General features: G+C 57.7%; 14 protein-coding genes. 7 read left to right on the forward strand and 7 right to left on the reverse strand.

What is annotated here, in order from left to right; translation table 11 throughout:
• Positions 1-34 precede the first annotated feature (34 nt).
• The 3 genes from ACZ5C3_RS19335 to ACZ5C3_RS19345 are packed head-to-tail and all read right to left on the reverse strand — an operon-like array spanning position 35 to position 5,659.
• Positions 35-3,373 carry an error-prone DNA polymerase gene (locus ACZ5C3_RS19335; protein ID WP_464032192.1) on the reverse strand — a complete coding sequence of 1,113 codons (3,339 nt, stop codon included), beginning with the start codon at positions 3,371-3,373 and terminating at the stop codon, positions 35-37.
• The gene (locus tag ACZ5C3_RS19340; RefSeq protein ID WP_464032194.1) at positions 3,370-4,983 is read right to left on the reverse strand and encodes a DUF6504 family protein; all 1,614 of its coding nucleotides are present in this window, start codon (positions 4,981-4,983) and stop codon (positions 3,370-3,372) included. Before ACZ5C3_RS19340 ends, ACZ5C3_RS19335 begins: the two co-directional genes overlap by 4 nt.
• Positions 4,883-5,659 (reverse strand): ImuA family protein, encoded by a 777-nt coding sequence (locus ACZ5C3_RS19345; protein ID WP_464032195.1) that lies wholly within the window; start codon positions 5,657-5,659, stop codon positions 4,883-4,885. The genes ACZ5C3_RS19340 and ACZ5C3_RS19345 overlap by 101 nt, the downstream gene beginning before the upstream one ends.
• Positions 5,660-5,803: 144 nt before the next feature.
• Between ACZ5C3_RS19345 and ACZ5C3_RS19350 the strand changes: the two genes are divergently transcribed.
• Together ACZ5C3_RS19350 and ACZ5C3_RS19355 are read left to right on the forward strand one after the other, a co-directional pair.
• On the forward strand, positions 5,804-7,036 hold the full coding sequence (locus ACZ5C3_RS19350; protein ID WP_464032197.1) for a putative DNA modification/repair radical SAM protein: 1,233 nt from the start codon (positions 5,804-5,806) through the stop codon (positions 7,034-7,036).
• A gap of 2 nt (positions 7,037-7,038) precedes the next feature.
• Positions 7,039-8,472, forward strand: a complete 1,434-nt coding sequence (locus tag ACZ5C3_RS19355; protein WP_464032199.1) for a UdgX family uracil-DNA binding protein — start codon at positions 7,039-7,041, stop codon at positions 8,470-8,472.
• A gap of 63 nt (positions 8,473-8,535) precedes the next feature.
• Here the strand turns inward: ACZ5C3_RS19355 and ACZ5C3_RS19360 are convergent, their stop codons facing one another.
• Both ACZ5C3_RS19360 and ACZ5C3_RS19365 read right to left on the reverse strand, forming a co-directional pair.
• Positions 8,536-9,039, reverse strand: a complete 504-nt coding sequence (locus tag ACZ5C3_RS19360) for a YciE/YciF ferroxidase family protein (protein ID WP_464032201.1) — start codon at positions 9,037-9,039, stop codon at positions 8,536-8,538.
• 109 nt (positions 9,040-9,148) lie between these two features.
• On the reverse strand, positions 9,149-10,321 hold the full coding sequence (locus ACZ5C3_RS19365) for a M20 aminoacylase family protein (RefSeq protein ID WP_464032202.1): 1,173 nt from the start codon (positions 10,319-10,321) through the stop codon (positions 9,149-9,151).
• A 159-nt stretch (positions 10,322-10,480) separates the two neighbouring features.
• On the opposite strand from ACZ5C3_RS19365, the gene ACZ5C3_RS19370 reads away from it, so the two are divergent.
• Positions 10,481-12,103 carry a GMC family oxidoreductase gene (locus tag ACZ5C3_RS19370; RefSeq protein WP_464032204.1) on the forward strand — a complete coding sequence of 541 codons (1,623 nt, stop codon included), beginning with the start codon at positions 10,481-10,483 and terminating at the stop codon, positions 12,101-12,103.
• 2 nt (positions 12,104-12,105) lie between these two features.
• Here the strand turns inward: ACZ5C3_RS19370 and ACZ5C3_RS19375 are convergent, their stop codons facing one another.
• Positions 12,106-13,662, reverse strand: a complete 1,557-nt coding sequence (locus ACZ5C3_RS19375; protein ID WP_464032206.1) for an acyl-CoA carboxylase subunit beta — start codon at positions 13,660-13,662, stop codon at positions 12,106-12,108.
• Positions 13,663-13,817: 155 nt separating this feature from the next.
• Between ACZ5C3_RS19375 and ACZ5C3_RS19380 the strand changes: the two genes are divergently transcribed.
• The 4 genes from ACZ5C3_RS19380 to ACZ5C3_RS19395 all read left to right on the forward strand — a co-directional run bounded on the left by ACZ5C3_RS19380 (position 13,818) and on the right by ACZ5C3_RS19395 (position 18,126).
• A complete protein-coding gene (locus ACZ5C3_RS19380) occupies positions 13,818-14,036 on the forward strand; it encodes an acyl-CoA carboxylase biotin carboxyl carrier protein subunit (protein WP_464032208.1) in 219 nt (72 codons plus the stop codon).
• Positions 14,037-14,191: 155 nt separating this feature from the next.
• Complete coding sequence (locus ACZ5C3_RS19385) at positions 14,192-15,352, forward strand: TAXI family TRAP transporter solute-binding subunit (protein WP_464032209.1); 1,161 nt, start codon at positions 14,192-14,194, stop codon at positions 15,350-15,352.
• Positions 15,353-15,409: 57 nt separating this feature from the next.
• Positions 15,410-17,641 (forward strand): TRAP transporter permease, encoded by a 2,232-nt coding sequence (locus ACZ5C3_RS19390; RefSeq protein ID WP_464044225.1) that lies wholly within the window; start codon positions 15,410-15,412, stop codon positions 17,639-17,641.
• A gap of 248 nt (positions 17,642-17,889) precedes the next feature.
• Entirely contained in the window at positions 17,890-18,126 is a 237-nt protein-coding gene (locus ACZ5C3_RS19395; protein ID WP_464032211.1) for a hypothetical protein, read from the forward strand.
• 72 nt (positions 18,127-18,198) lie between these two features.
• Here the strand turns inward: ACZ5C3_RS19395 and ACZ5C3_RS19400 are convergent, their stop codons facing one another.
• The gene (locus ACZ5C3_RS19400) at positions 18,199-19,590 is read right to left on the reverse strand and encodes an aspartate aminotransferase family protein (RefSeq protein WP_464038380.1); all 1,392 of its coding nucleotides are present in this window, start codon (positions 19,588-19,590) and stop codon (positions 18,199-18,201) included.
• Positions 19,591-19,678 lie beyond the last annotated feature (88 nt).

Consider the following 19,678-nt stretch of genomic DNA (forward strand, 5'->3'; position numbering starts at 1 on the left):
ACATCGCGCCGAACATTCAGCACATCAAGCGACCTCAGTGGAAATCTCTCGACCGTGGGAGAATACGTACATTGCGCGGATGGCGCATCTTGTGCGCCGGCATGTCTGAGCGCAATTCGCTCTCCAGTGGCTCGATCACATCGGCACCATTGGGCACGACAGGTTTGCGGCTGAGCGCATCATTGGCGAGTTGTTGCAGATCATAGGATCGATCGATCAATCGTTCCGCCACCAGATGCACGACCTTCTCGGGGCTGCTTTGAATAACGCCTTCGATTTCGATCAGCCGTGAACCCATGACTTCCTTGCGGAAGATCTCCATGATCTTCGGCCAGACCACAACATTGGCGATGCCGGTCTCATCCTCCAACGTCATGAACACGACACCCTTGGAGCTGCCTGGACGCTGCCGCACCAGCACCACGCCAGCACAGCGCACACGGCGCTTATCATTGGCATGGTTCACGCCTTGGCAGGAGATCATGCCTTCCTTCGTGAACATCGGCCGCAGGAATTCCATCGGGTGACCTTTGAGTGAAAGACGGATGGTCTGATAGTCCGCCACCACCTGTTCCGGCAACGGCATGACGGGCAGCGGCTTTGCGCCTTCGTCCGGCTGCTCGCGCGCCGCAGCCGCCGAGAACAATGGTAGCTGGACATCATCCGGGAGCCGCCGCACCGTCCACAAAGCTTCGCGGCGATCGAGACCCAACGAGCGAAATGCGTCGGCATCCGCAAGCAGGATCAGGGCCCGCTTCGGCAATCCAGTTTCCCGAGCAAAATCCTCCAGTGACGTGAACTTCTTTCGCGCACGCGCATCGACAATGCGCTGATCCCAGTATTTCTCGCGGGGCTTCCCTGGATCCGTGCCGAATTTCTCAGGAAGCCTGTCATCGACATCAAAGATCTCAAACCCGTCAATCTGGCGAAAACCAAGGCGCACCGCGTTATGCTGGCCGCTTTTCTCCTCCAGCGTATTTTGGCCAAAGCTGTTGGACACATCGATCTCGCGGACTTCAACACCATTCTTGCGCGCATCGCCGACGATCTGTGCCGGCGCGTAAAATCCCATCGGCTGTGAATTCAACAACCCGCAGCAGAACGCATCGGGGTGAAAGCATTTGAGCCATGAGGACACATATACAAGCTGCGCAAAGCTCGCCGCATGGCTTTCAGGAAACCCATAGCTACCGAAGCCTTTGATCTGATCGAAACAGCTTTGAGCGAATGCAGGATCATAACCGCGTGCGATCATCCTGCTAACCATCCGCTTCTCGAACTTCGGCATGGTTCCGACATTCCGGAACGTTGCCATAGCACGACGCAAGCCATTGGCTTCTTCAGACGTAAATTCAGCGGCCACCATAGCGATACGCATGGCCTGCTCTTGAAATAAAGGCACGCCCAATGTTTTCTGCAAAACATCCTTCAGTTCATTTTTATTCCCACCCTTTGGATAAGGATATTCAATCTCTTCCGGCTTCATTTTTCGCCGCTTCAAATAGGGATGAACCATATCTCCCTGGATTGGCCCCGGCCGAACGATGGCGACTTCAATCACCAAGTCATAAAAATTGCGCGGCTTGAGGCGCGGCAACATATTCATCTGCGCCCGGCTCTCGACTTGGAACACGCCCAAAGACTCACCTCTTTGCAGCATTTGATAAACTTCGTTGTCGTCTTCCGATTTAATATCGGCAAGCACGTAACGTGTTCCCTTATGATCCGCGATCAGATCAAAGCACTTGCGAATGCAGGTCAGCATGCCGAGCGCCAACACATCGACCTTCATCATCTTCAGCGTATCGATGTCATCCTTGTCCCACTCAATGAAAGTGCGATCGTCCATCGCGGCATTGCCGATCGGTACATAACTATCGAGCCGATCCTGCGTCAGCACATAACCGCCCACATGCTGGGAGAGATGCCGGGGAAATTCGATCAATTCAGTCGCCAGTTCGACGGCGCGGAAGATCATTGGATTGTTGGGATCGAATCCGGCCTGCTTGACCTGCATCTCGCTAAGGCCTGCGCCCCAGCTTCCCCACACGGTATCAGCCAATGCGGCAGTGACATCTTCCGTCAACCCGAGTGCCTTGCCGACATCACGAATGGCGCTACGCGGCCGGTAATGAATGACGGTCGCCACAATCGCCGCGCGATGGCGGCCATAACGCTTGTAGACATACTGCATCACCTCCTCGCGGCGTGAATGCTCGAAATCGACATCGATATCGGGAGGCTCTCTGCGCTCTTGAGAGAGAAAGCGTTCGAACAACAAATCGGTACTCGTCGGATCGACTGAGGTGATCCCAAGCACGTAGCACACAGCCGAATTTGCTGCCGATCCCCGCCCCTGACACAGAATGCCTTCGTTGCGCGCGTGACGCACAATGTCATGCACCGTAAGAAAATAATGCGCGTAGTCGAAGCTCCGGATCAGCGCGAGTTCCCTCTCCAAGGTTTTCCTGACATCGGGCCTTGGCCCTTCCGGATAATAGGTTCGGACACCCTCCCAGGTCAGATCTTCGAGATGCTGTTGCGCTGTCTTTCCGGGAGGCACGGGCTCGTCTGGATACTGATATTCTAATTCTTTGAGCGTGAAGTTGATGCGATCGGAGAAACGCATCGTCTCCTCAATCGCCTCCGGGACATCCCGAAACAATCGCGCCATCTCTGTGCCTGACTTCAGATGACGTTCGGCATTGGCCTGAAGCTTTTTGCCGATGGCGTGAATAGTCGTCTTTTCCAGAATGCACGTCAGTACATCCTGCAAGGACCTACGGGCAGGATGATGATAAAGCACCTCGTTGGTCGCGAGCAGAGGCACACGCCCCGTAGCGGCGATACGTTGCAGCCTTGCCAGACGCCGCTTGTCATCACCGCGATAAAGCAGGCTCGCCGCCAGCCAAACTCCATTCGCACCACTGCGTTTCAACCGATCGAGCGTTTTCAGCACCAGCACCACATCAAAGCGATGCGGGAGTGTCAAAACCAGTAATTGGCCTTCGGAATACTCCAGCAAATCACCGATCTCGAGGTTGCACTCGCCCTTATCCGCCCTTCGTTTCCCAACCGTCAGGAGTTGACAAAGGCGACCATAGGCAGCGCGATCGCGCGGATAGACAAGGATGTCCGGCGTCCCGTCCATGAACACGAGACGCGAACCGATGAGCAGTTTTGGCTTGTGCGTGACATCCGGATTCTCCAACTCGCTGTAAGCACGCACGACACCTGCCAGCGTATTGCGATCAGCAAGACCGATAGCGGGAAGCCGAAGCTCGCTGGCCGCGTGGACATACTCCTGAGGATGAGAACCACCGCGCAGGAAGGAGAAATTCGTCGTGACGCCGATTTCCGCATAAGCCGTCATGCGAACAATCCGTGCATGAACCACTTCGGTGAAACGGGCTTATCCTCTTCCGGAGCAGCCTGGCCATCCGGAGCGGCCATCTCATGATAAAGGCCATCGCGATAGATCCAGAAGCGCAGCCCCTCCTCGTCTTCGACCCGGAAGTAATCGCGCGTCAAAGCTTCATCCTCTTCCCCCTTATGATGCCACCATTCCATGGCGATGCGCTCGGGTCCTTCCACCCGGACGACAGAATGAGTTGCCCGTCGCCATGTGAAGCGACGCGGCGGACCATCTGGCACGGTCGCAAAAGGCACATCGATTATTTCCGGCTTTTCGAAGAGGCGCAGCGGACGCAGCGGAGGCTCGCCTTCCACACGGGCAGGCCATTCTGCAACGGAAGCCGCTGTCAGGTGCCGCTGCGCTGGCAAAGCCATCTCAGTATGTTCAGGGATATGTGTGTCCTGCGGCAGATGAACTACAACACGCTGGCTGCCGATGCGCGCGGAGATGCGGTCGATCAGGGCCGCAACTTCGTCGTTCTCTTGAACACGCGTGTCGAAATCACGCTGCTCTTGCACGACGATTTCGACGTGGCTTGCAGATAGGCGGATGAGATCGAAACCGAAACCAGGGTCGAGCGGATCCGCCAAAGCATCCAGTCGTTCGCGGAACAGGCGATTCACCACCGCTGCTTTCGTCACGGGACGCCCTGCGTCCACCGCGATAACACGCACCACGCCATCCGTGCGGAAGAAGCTCGCCTCCAATCGGCGCGCGCCCTTGCCCTGCTTGTCCATCGCCTCAACCAGCATCTGCGCGAGGCTTGATAAGATGGATGTAATCACTCCATCGGTCGCAACGGGCTCCGCAAAGCGCCTCTCCACCATAAAATCCGGCAACGGCTTACGCGGCGAGATCGGCGCATCGCCCTGCCCCAAGGCCTGCTGCAGGAGATCCGTGAAAGCCGCACCGAAACGTGCGGTCAGTTCATGCGGTGCGCGTGAAGCCACGTCACCAATGGTCTTCAATCCGGCACGGCGCAGCCCTCGCGTGATCGCATCATCGGCGCAGAGGGCAAACACCGGCAACCTGCTGACCGCCTCAGCTTCTTTTCCATCCTGAACAATGCAGGTTCGTGAAGCACGTGTCAGCGTACGCGCGCAGACTGCCGTCCCGGCAATTGCTGCATTGACGATGAAGCGTTGCTGGTTGAACGACGTGCAGATGGTGCGCAGCATTGCGGCTTCGCCGCCGAACAGATGCGCGCACCCGCTGATATCGAGAAACAAGCCATATGGCGGATCGAGCGCCACCAGCGGCGTGAAACGATCACACCAATCGGCAATGTCCTCCAGCAGTTTGGTATCCGCGGCCTCGTCCAGATCAAAGACCTGCACGTCAGGATCAATCGCGCGCGCATTGGCAAGCGGCAGACCCTCTTCAAGCCCAATGCGCGCGGCTGCGTCGTTCAGTGCTCTGACCTGCAATGCGTTGTTAAGCTTGCCAACAACGACGCAGGGACGCTCGTTATCCAGCGCGACGCCTGGCAGCCGGTTCAATCTGTCGGTAGGCAGGCGCGACAGCCACAGGCTGAGAATACGACGCCTGTTCACGGAAGAGGCCCTCATCACATTTCCACTCCATGATCCATCGCCCGGTCTGACCGTGACGATTGCGAACGAGTTCGGCATCGAGCATCGGGGCGCCCCATGCTTCGGTTGCCACGGGTGATGGCGCACTGCGCACCATCCAGCGTGTTTCCGCCGTGCTGGTCGCAGGTATGGCCGACGTGCGCAGCACCAAACATGTGACGTTGGACGTCCGCGCAGTGAGTGTCAGCTTGCGGCTCGCCACCAGATCGAGCTGGCGCACCTCACCCCAGACATCGAGTACCACCGCGCCAAGCGCATCGCATGCCAGAGCATCGGCGCTCACACGCAACGCCTCTTCGGCATCCGCGGCTCTGACAACGACCAGCAAGCGCGGGTCCAGACCCAATTCAGCCAAGCCTCCGAGCGACAACGCACCGGATTCAACTTCCGCAAAATCCTGCCGCACCCAGAGCAATGGCCGTCGTCCAGACAGGCGATGAGCAAGCCCTGCGGTGAAACCGGTCGCCGCTGCGGCGTTGCGCCCGCCTTCGGCGAACACTTCATGCAGCGCGCCACGCACCAAGCCGCCATGAAGCGTTGCATCCGCATCGACATGACCCAACGCAACGCGCACCAGCCCATTCGTCTCGCCTTCGAGACGGCCGATGGTCTTTCGCAAAGACGCAAGTGTGTTCATGCGCGCGCCGGTCATGCGCCGCTCCTACATTTAGAAAATCGTCACCGCCGATTGAACGAATGACGCGCTTATTTGTTCATGATATGTTCTAATATAAAGCTAAGAGCGGCTGAAGAGTCAACCGGCTCGTTTTCATCAATCAGAACAAAGAGATCGAAGATGGATGTGCAAGAGAAACTGGCCATTTTGGCGGATGCCGCCAAGTACGACGCCTCCTGCGCCTCCAGTGGAACCGAAACGCGGGACAGCCGCGACGGCAAAGGCATGGGCTCGACCGATGCCGGGATGGGAATCTGTCATTCTTACGCTCCAGACGGCCGATGTATTTCGCTCCTGAAAATCCTGCTCACCAATGCCTGCAACTACGATTGTCTCTACTGCATCAATCGCGCCTCTTCGAACGTGCAACGGGCGCGCTTCACGGTCGAGGAAGCCGTCAAACTGACGCTCGATTTCTATCGCCGCAACTATATCGAAGGTCTCTTTCTCTCGTCCGGCATCATCCGCAGTCCCAACTACACCATGGAACAGGTCGTGCGGGTGGCGAAGAGCCTGCGCGAGGATCATCACTTCCGCGGCTACATCCATCTCAAGACGATCCCGGAAGCAGATGACGCGTTGATCGCGGAAGCGGGAAAGTACGCTGACCGTCTCAGCATCAATATTGAAGTGCCGACTGAAAGCAGCCTGACAAAGCTCGCTCCGGAGAAAGACGTCCGCGCGATCCGCCGCACCATGGGGCGGCTGCGTCTGAAATTAGATGAGGCGAAAGAAAGCAAGTCGACCAAGCATGCCCAGCGTTTTGCGCCGGCAGGCCAGAGCACGCAGATGATCATCGGCGCCGACAGCTCGAACGACCAGACCATTCTCGAGACCAGCGCCAATCTCTACAGCTCCTACCAGCTCAAGCGCGTCTACTATTCGGCTTTCAGTCCGATCCCTGATGCAAGCCGTGGTCTGCCGCTGCAGGCTCCGCCGCTGGTTCGTGAACACCGGCTCTATCAGGCTGACTGGCTCATGCGGTTTTACGGCTTCGAGATCGGTGAGATCACCAATCCGTTGGAAGGTGGCATGCTGCCGCTCGATATCGATCCGAAACTCGCATGGGCGTTACGCCACCGCGACCGCTTCCCGCTCGACGTCAATCGCGCAAGCCGCGAAGACCTGCTGCGGGTGCCAGGATTTGGCATCAAAACCGTCGATCGCATCATCGGCGCGCGCCGCATCATGCACATCCGCGCGGGCGATCTCGCGCGGCTGAACGTCCCGCGGAACAAAGCCCTTCCCTTCATCATTCTCGCCGATCACAGGCCTGCAGCTTCGCTGCTCGACAGCCGGCGCCTAGTTGAAATGTTTCGACCGCGGGCAACACAACTTGGATTTGGATTCTGAACTTGCACGTTATCGTTCTCGACCATGACATCGACTTCCCTGGCTGGCGTGAAGCCGCACGGGCATTCGCACTGAACAACGTGGCTCCCGAAGACATCGGCTGGAGCGTTGCAGGCCAGGACCTCAGCCTGTTTCAAGCCACGCGCCTCCCGGAGATCGAGCCAGGCGTAACATTCAACGTGCCTGCCGCCTTCGTCGATCTCGCACAGATCGCGATCCTCAACCGCACAGCCGACCGGTTTGGCCTGCTGTACCGAATGCTCTGGCGGCTACGACAATGTCCCGATCTTCTCGATCTGTCGACGGATGCTGATGTCGCCCACGTGCGAGCGCTTGTGAAAGATGTTCGCCGTGACGAACACAAGATGCATGCGTTTGTCCGCTTCCGGGAATTCGGCAACGGCCGCGATAGCCGTTTCGTCGCATGGTTCGAGCCCATACACCATATTGTCGAACTCTCTGCCCCATTCTTTGAACGGCGTTTCGCTGATGTTCCTTGGTCGATCCTGACACCTGATCGCTGTGCCCACTGGGACGGCCACCGGACCATCTTTACCGAAGGCGCGCGAAAGGCCGATGCGCCGTCGAGCGATCCACTCGAAGAGGTTTGGCTCACTTATTACGCCAGCATTTTCAATCCCGCGCGGTTGAAGATCAAAGCCATGCAAACAGAAATGCCCCGGAAATACTGGCGGAACCTTCCCGAGGCCTCACTGATTGATCCGTTGATCGAGAAGGCTTCACGCACGACGCAGGCGATGATCGCACGTGACGCTCCCGAGCCGCGAGCGTCGCAGCAGCGGAAGGAAGAAGTCCCAATGGCGAAGCATTCCGCGTCGGACAATCTGACAGCGTTGCGGGCGGACGCCGCCGATTGCCGTGCCTGCCCTCTATGGAAAGATGCCACCCAGACCGTATTCGGCGAAGGACCTCGCCACGCGCCAATCATGCTCGTCGGCGAGCAGCCGGGTGACAAGGAAGACCTGGCGGGCAAACCATTTGTTGGGCCCGCGGGCCAGGTTCTCAATCGCGCATTGGAAGATGCGGGTATCGACCGCGAGAAAGTCTACGTCACCAACGCGGTGAAACATTTCAAGTTTGTGCCACGCGGTAAAATCCGGTTGCACCAGAAGCCGAACACGCCCGAAATCAAAGCATGCCGTCAATGGTACGAGCGCGAACGCGCCGTGATCAAACCGCTTCTCGTTGTAGCCATGGGAGCAACCGCCGCGCAAAGCGTGTTCGGCAAGATCACGCCCATCGGCAAGAACCGCGGTCATTTGATCGATCTGGAAGACGCGAAGGCACTGGTGACGGTTCACCCGTCCTATCTGTTACGTTTGCCCGATGAAGACGCCAAGGAGCGCGAATACAAAGCGTTCGTGCAGGATTTAAAGATTGCGGCATCATTCCTGCGCAGGCGCGATGCCGCCTGACCAATTCTCGAGCCCTAACCACCGGAGAGCATATGTCGCCGGTGGTTCATTCGTGGCGCAATATCAGGCCGCGAGCGCTTCGGAATTCACCGCAGCAAGCGCGATGCTGGTCAGCGCTTCGTCAGTTTTGTGCTCTTCTTGAAGAGTTTCATTCAGCAGGCGCGCGGCCTCTGCCATACCCAGCTTTGTGGCCCACGCCTTGAGGGTTCCATAGCGCGATATCTCGTAATGCTCGACCGCCTGCGCAGCAGCGAGGAGGCCCGCATCGAGCGCCTCAGTGCCCTTGTACTCGTCCATAATCTCCTTGCCTTCGTCGAGGATACCTTGAATGGCTTCGCAGGTTTTGCCTCTCGCCGGCTTATCGAGCATGTCGAAAATCTTCTCCAGCCGATCCACCTGTCCCTCGGTCTCACCGTAATGCTTTTCGAACGCCGCGCGCAGCTTGTCCGAATGCACAGCCTTCGCCATTTTCGGCAGAGCTTTCAGGATATGCTTTTCAGCGAAATAAATGTCCTTGAGGGTATCGAAGAACAGATCGTGGAGGTCCTTATCCTTCATGGCCGTCATCTCCCATGTCATCGTTGGTAAACGCGGTGCGCATTCCGCCTTTCAAACGCGAATGGAATGACAGAGTTCCGAAGGCGACAGAACAGGACGAAGTTCCGGGATTATCGACTCAGCCTGCGAGCTGAGTCTCGACTAGCCTGATCCAATAGGACGAGCCATAGACGATGGCATCGTCGTCAAAATTGTAGGCGGGGTGATGCAGGCCCGCGCTATCCCCGTTCCCAATGAAGATGAAGGCACCCGGTCGAGCTTCCACCATGTAGGCGAAGTCTTCGGCCCCCATCACCGGCGGAATATCGGTGCTGACATTGTCTCTACCGACGATCTCGGCGGCTACGCGCGCCGCGATATCGGTCTCAGCGGCATGGTTGACCAGAACCGGATAGCTTCGCTCATATTCAAGAGCGATCTTGGCGCCCGAGAGCTGCGCGACACCGGCGACCACTTCACGGATGCGCTGTTCCATCAGATCCCTGACTTCAGGTGTCAATGACCGCACCGTTCCTTTGAGCTCTGCAGTCTGCGGAATCACATTGCGTGCATTACCGGCGTGAAACTCGCAAATCGACAGCACCGCGGCATCGAGCGGATCGACGCTGCGTGAGATCACTGATTGCAGCGCCGTGATGAGCTGAGCCCCCACCAGGACCGAATCGATGCTCTTGTGTGGTCGCGCAGCATGCCCACCAACACCTTCGATATGGATGTTGACGTGATCGGTCGCCGCCATGGCGGGACCCACGCGCGTCGCAAACGTCCCAATCGGCATGCCGGGACTGTTGTGCATGCCGTAGACCTGCTCGACATTGAAACGGTCCATCAGACCGTCCTTGATCATTGCGGCAGCACCGGCACCGCCCTCTTCCGCAGGCTGAAAAATCACGACCGCATTGCCGGAAAAATTCCGCGTCTCAGCGAGATAACGTGCCGCGCCGAGCAGCATCGCCGTGTGTCCATCGTGACCACAGGCGTGCATTTTTCCGGGCACAGTCGACTTGTATTCGAGGCCGGTTTCTTCCTCGATCGGCAGCGCATCCATATCCGCGCGCAGGCCGATCGCCTTCAGGCCGCCATTGGCAGGCTTACGTCCCTTGATCACGCCGACCACGCCGGTGCGCCCCAGTCCGGTTGCAACTTCGTCGCAGCCGAACTCGCGCAGGCGGTCGGCAACAAAGGTGGCCGTGCGATGCACGTCGTACATGAGCTCGGGATGCGCGTGCAGATCACGGCGCCAACCCATGATATCGGGGTGCAAATCGGCGACGCGGTTGACGATGGGCACGATGGAAACCTCTTGAACGGATCAGGAAGCGCAAGCTAGCACGGGCCTGCGACAGACCCAATATCCGCGCAAACGGGAATTGCACAGGTTCGGACTGTACAGCGAGGGTGAGCTGAGGCCATAAACGGCACCGTACGGAAAAGAAACGCAGGACGGGATATGGCGAAACGCCTCGAGGGAGATTTCGATTACATTGTTGTCGGCGCCGGTACGGCCGGCTGCATCGTCGCCAACCGCCTTTCGGCTGACGCCAGCAAGCGTGTGCTGATCCTCGAGGCCGGCGGCAAGGACAACTGGATCTGGTTTCACATCCCGGTTGGCTATCTGTTCGCCATCGGCAATCCGCGCTCCGACTGGATGTTCAAGACGGAGCCTGAGCCCGGTCTAAACGGGCGCGCGCTGGCATATCCGCGCGGCAAGGTGATCGGCGGTTCATCCGCGATCAACGCGATGATCTCGATGCGCGGCCAAGCCGCCGACTACGATCACTGGCGGCAGCTTGGCCTGACCGGCTGGGGCTGGGACGACGTGCTACCCGCTTTCAAGAAGCTCGAAGATCATTTTCTCGGCGAGAGCGAGCATCACGGTGTCGGCGGCGGCTGGCGCATTGAAGCACCGCGTCTCTCATGGAAGGTCCTCGATGCGGTGGCCGATGCCGCCAGCGAAATGGGGATCCGCAAAATTCCTGATTTCAACACCGGCAACAATGAAGGGATCGGATATTTTCACGTCAACCAGAAGCGCGGGCGACGCTGGTCATCGGCGCGCGGCTTTCTCAAGCCTGCTCTGTCGCGCACCAATCTGCGTTTGGAAACCGACGTCCTTGTCGACCGACTGATCATCGAGAACGGCCGCGCTGTTGGTGTTAAATTCAGTCAAGGCGGCGAGACAGTCGAAGCACGCACAAAGGGGGAAGTCATTCTTTGCTCAGGCTCGATCGGATCGGTGCAAGTGCTGCATCGTTCGGGTATCGGCCCGCAGGAGTGGCTGTCTCCGCTTGGCATCGAAACCGTCCTCGACCGTCAGGGCGTTGGCCGTAACCTGCAAGACCATTTGCAGCAACGCGCCATTTACAAGGTTGAGGGCGTGCAAACCCTGAACGAGACTTACTACAATCTGTTCAAGCGCGGCTGGATGGGTGTTGATTACCTGTTGCGGCGCCGCGGTCCATTGACCATGGCGCCATCGCAACTCGGCATCTTCACGCGCTCCGACGAACGCCAGGAGCGCGCCAACATCCAGTTTCACATCCAACCGTTGTCGCTCGACAAATTCGGCGAGCCGCTGCATCGCTTTCCGGCGATCACGGTTGCGGCCTGCAATCTGCGTCCGACCTCGCGCGGCACCATCCGCATCAAATCAGATGCGCCTGACCAGGCACCGCAGATCGCACCAAATTATCTGGCGACCGATCAAGACCGGCAGGTTGCGGCCGATGCCATTCGCGTCACCCGCAAACTGATGAAGCAGCACGCGCTTGCTGCGTATCATCCCCAGGAATACCTCCCCGGCCCCACCGTTGGCGATGACGATGCGTCGCTGGCTAAGGCTGCCGGTAATATCGGCACCACGATTTTCCATCCCGTCGGAACGGCGAAGATGGGTTCGTCCACGGACCCAATGGCGGTCGTCGACGAGCGTCTGCGCTTTCACGGCATCGCAGGTCTGCGCGTGGTAGATGCATCGGTGATGCCGACGATCACGTCGGGCAATACCAACACGCCCACCGCGATGATTGCTTCGAAAGGCGCTGCGATGATCCTTGAGGATGCCCGTCGCTAACCTTACGGCCGCATCCCCATCGAGACAGGTCCCGGCGTCCGCAGCGGCTCTGCAAGACGCGCGAACTCGCACAACAGCGAGCGCGTCTTACGCGGATCGATGATCTCTTCGACCCAGAACTTCTCTGCCGATCTGAACGGCGAACGCAATTTATTCAGCCGATCTTCGATTTCGAGAAGCTTTGCCTTCGGGTCTTCGGCGGCATCGATGTCGGCGCGATAAGCCGCTTCGATGCCACCTTCCAGCGGCAACGAGCCCCAATACCCTGATGGCCATGCATAACGCATCGAGAACCGACCAGCCGGTTGGTGCACGACGCCCGCTACGCCGAACGAGTTACGAACGATGATCGTGCACCAAGGCACAGTCGTCTGGTTCACGGCGGCCATTGCACGAACGCCATGACGGATCGTCGCTGACTTTTCCGCATCAAGCCCGATCATAAAACCAGGGCAATCCATCAGATATACGACAGGCAGATGAAACGTTTCGGCAAGGTCGACATAGCGCACGACCTTCTGACAGGCATCGGCGGTCCATGATCCACCGTAAATATAAGGATCACTGGCCAGGATCAGCACCGCCCGCCCCTGCAGCCGCGCAAGGCCCGCGATAATCGAGCGGCCGAAGTTCTGACTCATCTCAAAAAATGAGCCTCGATCCACCACGGACTCGATGATGGGACGCATTTTGTAAATCTGCCGGCGATTGCGCGGCACGACGCTCAGCAGGGCCTCATCCTCACGCTCGGGATCATCGTTGCACGTGGTTGTCGGCGGCAGATCGTAGACCGAGGACGGCAAGTACGACAGAAACCGCCGTGCACACTCGAATGCTTCTTCTTCCGTGTCGACAGCATGGTCAACACCACCGGCCTTGGTCTGAATTTGCCAGCCACCAAGCTCCTGCTTTTCGAGCGACTGGCCAAGGCGCGCTACAACCGGAGGGCCGGCAACAAACATTGCCGATGATTTCGTCATCACAGAGTAATGACTGGCCGCGAGGCGCGCGGCACCAAGGCCGGCAACCGATCCGAGCCCAAGTCCCACAACAGGCACGTGGGCCATATTCGCAGTCGTATACCAATACCACTCCGTTCCACCGACACCGCCGGGCAGATTGGCCGCGCCCTTGGTCTCAATGGTCTTGACCGAGCCGCCGCCACCGGATCCTTCAATGACACGGATGATGGGAAGCCGAAAATCATGCGCCATCTGTTCGGCCATGATCGGTTTGGCTGAAATCGAAGCATCGGCCGAACCACCGCGAACGGTAAAGTCATCGCCGACAACGACAACTGGACGGCCGTCCACCTTGCCGCGACCGAAAACACAATTTGCCGGTGTCAGAGATTTCAGCTCGCCATTCGGCTCATATTCCGCGATGCCGGAAATAGCGCCGACTTCATGGAAGCTTTTCTGATCGATGAGTTTGTCGATTCGCTCGCGTACTGTCAGCCTGCCCTGATCGTGCTGCCGTTTGACCTTGTCGGCACCACCCATCTCGCGCGCAAACGCTTCACGCCGTGCGAGTTCGTCAAGTTCAGGCTTCCAACTCATATCAACTCCTTGTCGCGGTGCATTGCGTGCACCTTGTTTGTGAATGCAATTTCCTCTTGCGGAACAGGCTACCCCGGGCAATCCTGCCTCACAATAAAGAAGCCGCACGCGCAGACCGAACATGTCCCACGCGCAACGGACAATTGGGGAGCGATATGGACATCAAGATCACGACTGAAGTTGCAGGGCGAATCTGCGCTATCGCCGTTTCTGTCGGTGGAAGCGTCGAAAACGGCGACGACATTGCGATCGTCGAAGCTATGAAGATGGAAATTCCAGTGCCCTCACCGACGGCAGGACACATCAAATCGATTCTCGTGAACATCGATGATGTTGTGGCTGAAGACCAGACCATCGCCGTGATCGAGGCCTGACTCCGTAAATGTATCGTGGCGCGGCAAACTGTCCGACCTAAACCAATAGTCTTGTGGGCGGGCGTTGCGCTCGTCCAAACCCAGTGACATGATCCGGCAAAATCAAAAATGCATTTCGCACAGCGAAAGCAATTGGGAACGCGAGGGATACCTACATGAAACGATACGTCACCACAGTTGCGACCATTTTTCTGGCGGGCGCAGCGGCGACGCCGCTCGCATACGCGCAGGATCTCAAGCTGCCGCCGTCGATGGCTTTCACCGCCTATGACACCGGCAGCTCCGGTTTCAATATTGCCGTCGGCGTCGGCAAGATGATGAAGGACAAGTTCAGTACGGATGTGCGCGTGCTTCCTGCAGGCAATGACGTTGCTCGTCTTGCACCGCTACGCGCCAAGCGCGCAGTGGTCGCCTGGATGGGAACAGGCAGTTACTTCGCTCAGGAAGGCGTATTCGAATTCGGCGCCAAGGAATGGGGGCCTCAGGCCATCCAGATGATGCTATCGACGGTCGACTGCAACGGCTTGTCGGTCGCAGTCGCCAAGGACGCCAACGTTAAAGAGTGGAAGGACTTCCGCGGCAAGCGCCTCGGCTTCGTCGTCGGCTCGCCCGCTCTTAATCAGAATGCACTGGCCATCATTGCCTATGCAGGCCTCACAAAGAACGACGTGAAGGTCGTCGAGTTCGCTAGCTACAACGCCATGTGGAAGGGCGTCATCAATAACGATGCCGACGCTGCATTCGGCTCCACGGTGACAGGCCCGGGCAAGGAGCTCGAGACCTCGCCGCGCGGCATTGCATGGCCTGAGCTTCCAGCTGACGATAAGGAAGCCTGGACCCGCGTCAGACGTGTTGGCGCGTTCTTCAATCCGTACAATGTAACCTGCGGCGCCGGAATTGAGGCATCAAAGCCCCTGCGACTGGCAACCTACCCCTACCCGATCGCTACCGCTTACGCGACGCAATCTGAGGACGACATCTACAAGATCACCAAGGCGATGATCCTTGGCTATGACAGCTACAAGGACTCTGCTCCTGGAGCGACCGGTCTGGAGATCAAGCGCCAGACCATGAAGTGGGTGATCCCCTATCATCCCGGCGCGGTGAAGGCGTTCAAGGAATCCAATCAATGGACAGCCGAGGACGAGGCCCACAACAACAACCTCATCAAGCGGCAAGAGATTCTTAAAGCCGCGTGGGCCGACTACGGAAAGTCCAATCCACCATCAGATGATGCCGCATTCCTGAAAGGCTGGATGGAAGCGCGCAAGGCTGCTTTGGCAAAAGCCAACATGCCTAACGGATTTGACGACTGATCGCATTCAACTGCCTCACATCGGACGACGTTCTAACTACGAGAGAGATTACGATCAATGTCAGCTTCGTCCGGTCCTTCCAATGGGCCGGCAATCGCAAATGCGGTTGCCGGCACTGCCGTTCCTGAAGGTAAAATCGAATTCGGCGATCCTCATGCGGCGAGCGCGACCGACTTGCAGGAATCCGAGGTTACGCGTATTCGCGCGCTTCGCGGTGTATGGCGCTGGGGTCTCATCGTTGCGACAACGGCGACGATTCTGCTCTGCATCAATCAGCAGTTTTCCCTGCGCTTCTTCATCGGATACACACAGCTCAACACCGAGTATTTTTATCTGCTGATCGCGCTGATGCTGCCGTTCACGTTCCTGATCTTTCCGGCATCGGACAGCGCACCTCTCAACCACATTCCCTGGTACGATCTTCTCCTGTTTTTGGCGACGCTTGGCTCTGCGATCTGGCTGATGATGAACATCCGCAAGGCCGCTGAGGCAGGATGGGAATCCGATGGCGCCCCCACCAATGTCATCGCTGCTGGCCTTGTGATGTGGTTCGTGCTGATGGAAGCACTGCGTCGGACAGGCGGCTGGAGCCTGCTGCTGAGCGTGTTTCCATTCACGGTCTATCCACTGTTCGCGGAGGAATCCTGGCTCGGCCCGTTCCGCGGCTCCCAGTCCACGCTTTCACAGACCACCGCGTATCACATGCTCTCCGGTGAAAGCCTGCTTGGCATTCCGATTCAAGCTTTCGCCGATACCGTGATTGGCTTCCTTGTTTTCGGAACCGCATTGATGATGACGGGAGCCGGAAAATTCTTCATCAATCTATCGTTCGCACTGTGCGGCACATTTCGCGGCGGCGCTGCGAAAGTCTGTATTTTTGCCAGCGGCTTGCTCGGAACGGTTGGCGGGAGCATTGTCTCCAACGTCTTGACCGCCGGCACGATGACGATACCGGTCATGAAGAAAACCGGCTTTACACCCTCTTACGCCGGTGCGATCGAGGCCTGCGCATCCACCGGCGCCGTTCTTGCACCTCCCGTGCTTGGGGCCACTGCGTTCGTCATGGCGCAATTTCTCAACACGGGTTATGCCGATGTCGCGCTCGCCGCGACCATTCCTTCCATTCTTTATTACTTCGGGTTGTTCGCGCAGGTGGACAGCTATGCCGCCCGTCACAATCTGAAAGGTCTTCCCCGTGCAGAGCTTCCTCGCCTGAAGGACGCTTTCCTCGACGGCTGGTACTATTTGTTCGTCATCGTCATCCTTGTGGTGATGCTGCTGTACTTCAAGCGAGAGAGCCACGCACCGTTCTATGCAACCGCCCTCCTCGTGATCCTGCATCAATGGTCGGGACCAGCCCCGTGGAAGAATGGCAATACTATCGTTCTTGCCATCTCCGTCGTGCTGACCGCATTGATGGTGTGGTTCGACATCGCCAATGCCTTCTTCTGGGGCATGTGTGCGCTGGCGGCGATGAACGAATTTTTCCCGGGCAAGAACTGGGGCGGAGATCGCTGGATCAGCTTCCTTGAGTTGAACGGCAAAACATTTGTCGAACTCATTGCCATCCTGGCCGGATGCGGCCTGCTCATCGGCGCGTTCTCAAGCACTGGCGTCATTTCGAGTCTCGCCAACGATCTTCTGCGTCTGGCCGGCGGCGATGCATTCCTGCTGCTGATCATGTGCGCTATTACGAGCCTTATTCTCGGCCTCGGACTGACGACGACGTCCTGTTACATCTTCCTCGCAATTCTGGTTGCGCCAGCGCTGGAAAAGCTCGGGCTCAACAGAATGGCCGTGCACATGTTCATCTTCTATTGGGGAATGCTGTCGTCGATCACTCCGCCTGTCGCGATCGCGTCCTTCGCCGCGGCTGGCATCGCCGGCGCCCCCGCCATGAAGACGGGCTGGGAAAGCATGTGGGTCGGCAGCATCATCTACTTCATCCCGTTCTTCTTCGTATTGAATCCGGCGCTGCTGCTTCAGGGTGAGAGCCCGTATCTCGAAGCGATCGGGCTGACTGCGATCGCCTGCGTTGGCATTGTGTTCATCTGCGGCGGCATCCAGGGATATCAGGCCTATGTCGGCGATTTGCGGCGCGCCGGCATGATGGAATGGCCGTTGCGCATCTTGCTGATCATCGGCGGGTTTACTCTCGCAACGCCGGGCGGCGGCATCATGCCGGTCTCTCAGCTGCAGATTATGACAATTGCGGTGGCGATTCTCGTTCCCACGGTGCTCGTCGCACTCTTCCTTATGCGGCGAAATCCACTAGTGGAGCAGATTTGACATTCGCCATTCGTCATGCCGCGGGCTCGTTCGGCGAATGTCAAACCAAAGAACCACTAGTTCCGGTTTAAATCCAATTGTGGCAACAATTGTGTCGATGCACTGCGATATCGACCTGTGCGTTGACGACACACCTGGCAAAATACTAGTGGGGACTAGGCCTCTTAACTGACTTGGCGTCTGGAATCTAACCGCAGCTACTTATAGTCTGTGGCCAATTGACCGACTTGACCAGAATAGGAACAACAATGCTTAGAACGCTGCTTGTCGCGACCTTGCTTGTATCGGCCACGACCATCTCATTTGCTCAGAACACCGCCCGCGGCGGCACTCCCGAAGAGCAGAAGGCCTGCGCTCCGGATGTCTCGAAATACTGCCGCGCTGTGATGAATGACAGCGACCTCACCATCCTGGGCTGCCTGAAGGCCTACCGCACGAAGCTCAGCAAGAAGTGCGACAAGGTCCTGACTGACAACGGACAGTAAACTTTCCGCTTCACTGAAGAGGAAGATAGAAGGCATTGCGCGGCCCTCAAGCCGCGCAATTTTATTTTTATCTTATGCTGATTTTCGCGCGGCGTTATCGACCAGCGTCTTTCCGAGCGACCAGATTGCGCCGGGGACGCGGTGGCTGCTTTCGATCACTGTATCGAAGGCACTGGTGATCCAGTTGCAGTCTTCGTCCGTAATTGTCAGCGGCGGCAGCAACTTGATCGTATGGCTGGCGTGGCCGGCGACCTGCGTGAGGATCTTGTGATCCTTAAACAGCGGAATAGTGATCAGCTGACAGAACAGCCCTTTGCTTGCGGTCTCCAATACGCTCCACGACGCCTTCAGCGCGAGCGATTTCGGCGGTCCGAACTCAACACCGATCATCAGACCCTTGCCGCGCACGTTCTTGAGCAATTCATAACGCGGCACCATTGCCGACAAGGTCGACAGCAACTGGGCACCACGCGTCGCGGCGTTCTCGATCAGCTTTTCGGACTTGAGCACATCGAGGGTCGCGATCCCCGCCGCCATGGCAAGATCGTTCTTCGCAAAGGTCGAGCCGTGCACAACGGCGCGGTCCATGCGGTCAAATGTCTTGTCAAAAATGGCCTTGCGCATCAGCACGGCGCCCACCGGCACGTGCCCACCGGACAGCGACTTGGAGAGCAGAACCATATCCGGCTCGACATTCCAGTGCTCTACCGCAAGAAAGCGACCTGTCCGGCCCATGCCAGTCTGGATCTCATCGGCGACGAAAATCGTCCCGTATCGTTTACAAAGGGCTGCTGCCCCAGCCAAAAATCCATCATCAGGAATATTGACGCCCTTGCCCTGGATCGGCTCGACGATGAAGGCTGCGATCTGGCGCGACATCAGCGCCTTCTCGAGTGCGGCAAGATCATTGAATGGGACAGACGAACAATCGGGCAACAACGAACCGAAGCCTTCACGGAAATTCCGGTCTCCAGTCAGCGACAATGATCCATAGGTCAGCCCGTGATAGGCATGATCACAGTACAGGATGCCGGGACGACCAGTGGCTGCGCGCGTGAATTTGATCGCAGCTTCGACACATTCCGTCCCCGAATTCGCAAAAAAGACCTTGTCTAAATAGGGGACTTGCCCGATCAGCCGCTCAGCCAGAATGCCCGCCAGAGTGGAAAGATCGAGCTGGACAAGGTTAGGCAAATCACTGTCAAGGACGCTCTTGAGGGCTTCTTTGACGGTCGGATGGTTGCGGCCAAGAGCGAAGACACCAAATCCGCTTAGCAGATCGAGATAACGACTATTGTCTCGGTCATAGAGATATTGTCCCTGCCCGCGCTGAAATCCGACGTCATAGCCGATCGTCTTGAGAACCCTGACGAGTTGCTCGTTGAGATATCTTGTGTGGAGGGCGTTGCGCTGGAACTGACGGTCCGCGAACATCTCTGAAATGTCTAGATTCGACTGCATGATGTTCTACATACTTCGGTTGTTGGGCATCTAGTCAACCTAAAATAATGTATGCGTCCTTTTGTCTAATGCTGGAACAACGAACGATTCT

Source organism: Afipia dichlorophenoxyacetatis, assembly GCF_055386385.1.

Bases quoted from the DNA above. Each gene is read 5' to 3' on its own strand.
- ACZ5C3_RS19335 (WP_464032192.1), bottom strand. From the start codon at position 3,373: ATGACGGCTTATGCGGAAATCGGCGTCACGACGAATTTCTCCTTCCTG.
- ACZ5C3_RS19360 (WP_464032201.1), bottom strand. From the start codon at position 9,039: ATGACGGCCATGAAGGATAAGGACCTCCACGATCTGTTCTTCGATACC.
- ACZ5C3_RS19370 (WP_464032204.1), top strand. From the start codon at position 10,481: ATGGCGAAACGCCTCGAGGGAGATTTCGATTACATTGTTGTCGGCGCC.
- ACZ5C3_RS19385 (WP_464032209.1), top strand. From the start codon at position 14,192: ATGAAACGATACGTCACCACAGTTGCGACCATTTTTCTGGCGGGCGCA.
- ACZ5C3_RS19340 (WP_464032194.1), bottom strand. From the start codon at position 4,983: ATGAGGGCCTCTTCCGTGAACAGGCGTCGTATTCTCAGCCTGTGGCTG.
- ACZ5C3_RS19350 (WP_464032197.1), top strand. From the start codon at position 5,804: ATGGATGTGCAAGAGAAACTGGCCATTTTGGCGGATGCCGCCAAGTAC.
- ACZ5C3_RS19345 (WP_464032195.1), bottom strand. From the start codon at position 5,659: ATGACCGGCGCGCGCATGAACACACTTGCGTCTTTGCGAAAGACCATC.
- ACZ5C3_RS19395 (WP_464032211.1), top strand. From the start codon at position 17,890: ATGCTTAGAACGCTGCTTGTCGCGACCTTGCTTGTATCGGCCACGACC.
- ACZ5C3_RS19375 (WP_464032206.1), bottom strand. From the start codon at position 13,662: ATGAGTTGGAAGCCTGAACTTGACGAACTCGCACGGCGTGAAGCGTTT.
- ACZ5C3_RS19380 (WP_464032208.1), top strand. From the start codon at position 13,818: ATGGACATCAAGATCACGACTGAAGTTGCAGGGCGAATCTGCGCTATC.
- ACZ5C3_RS19390 (WP_464044225.1), top strand. From the start codon at position 15,410: ATGTCAGCTTCGTCCGGTCCTTCCAATGGGCCGGCAATCGCAAATGCG.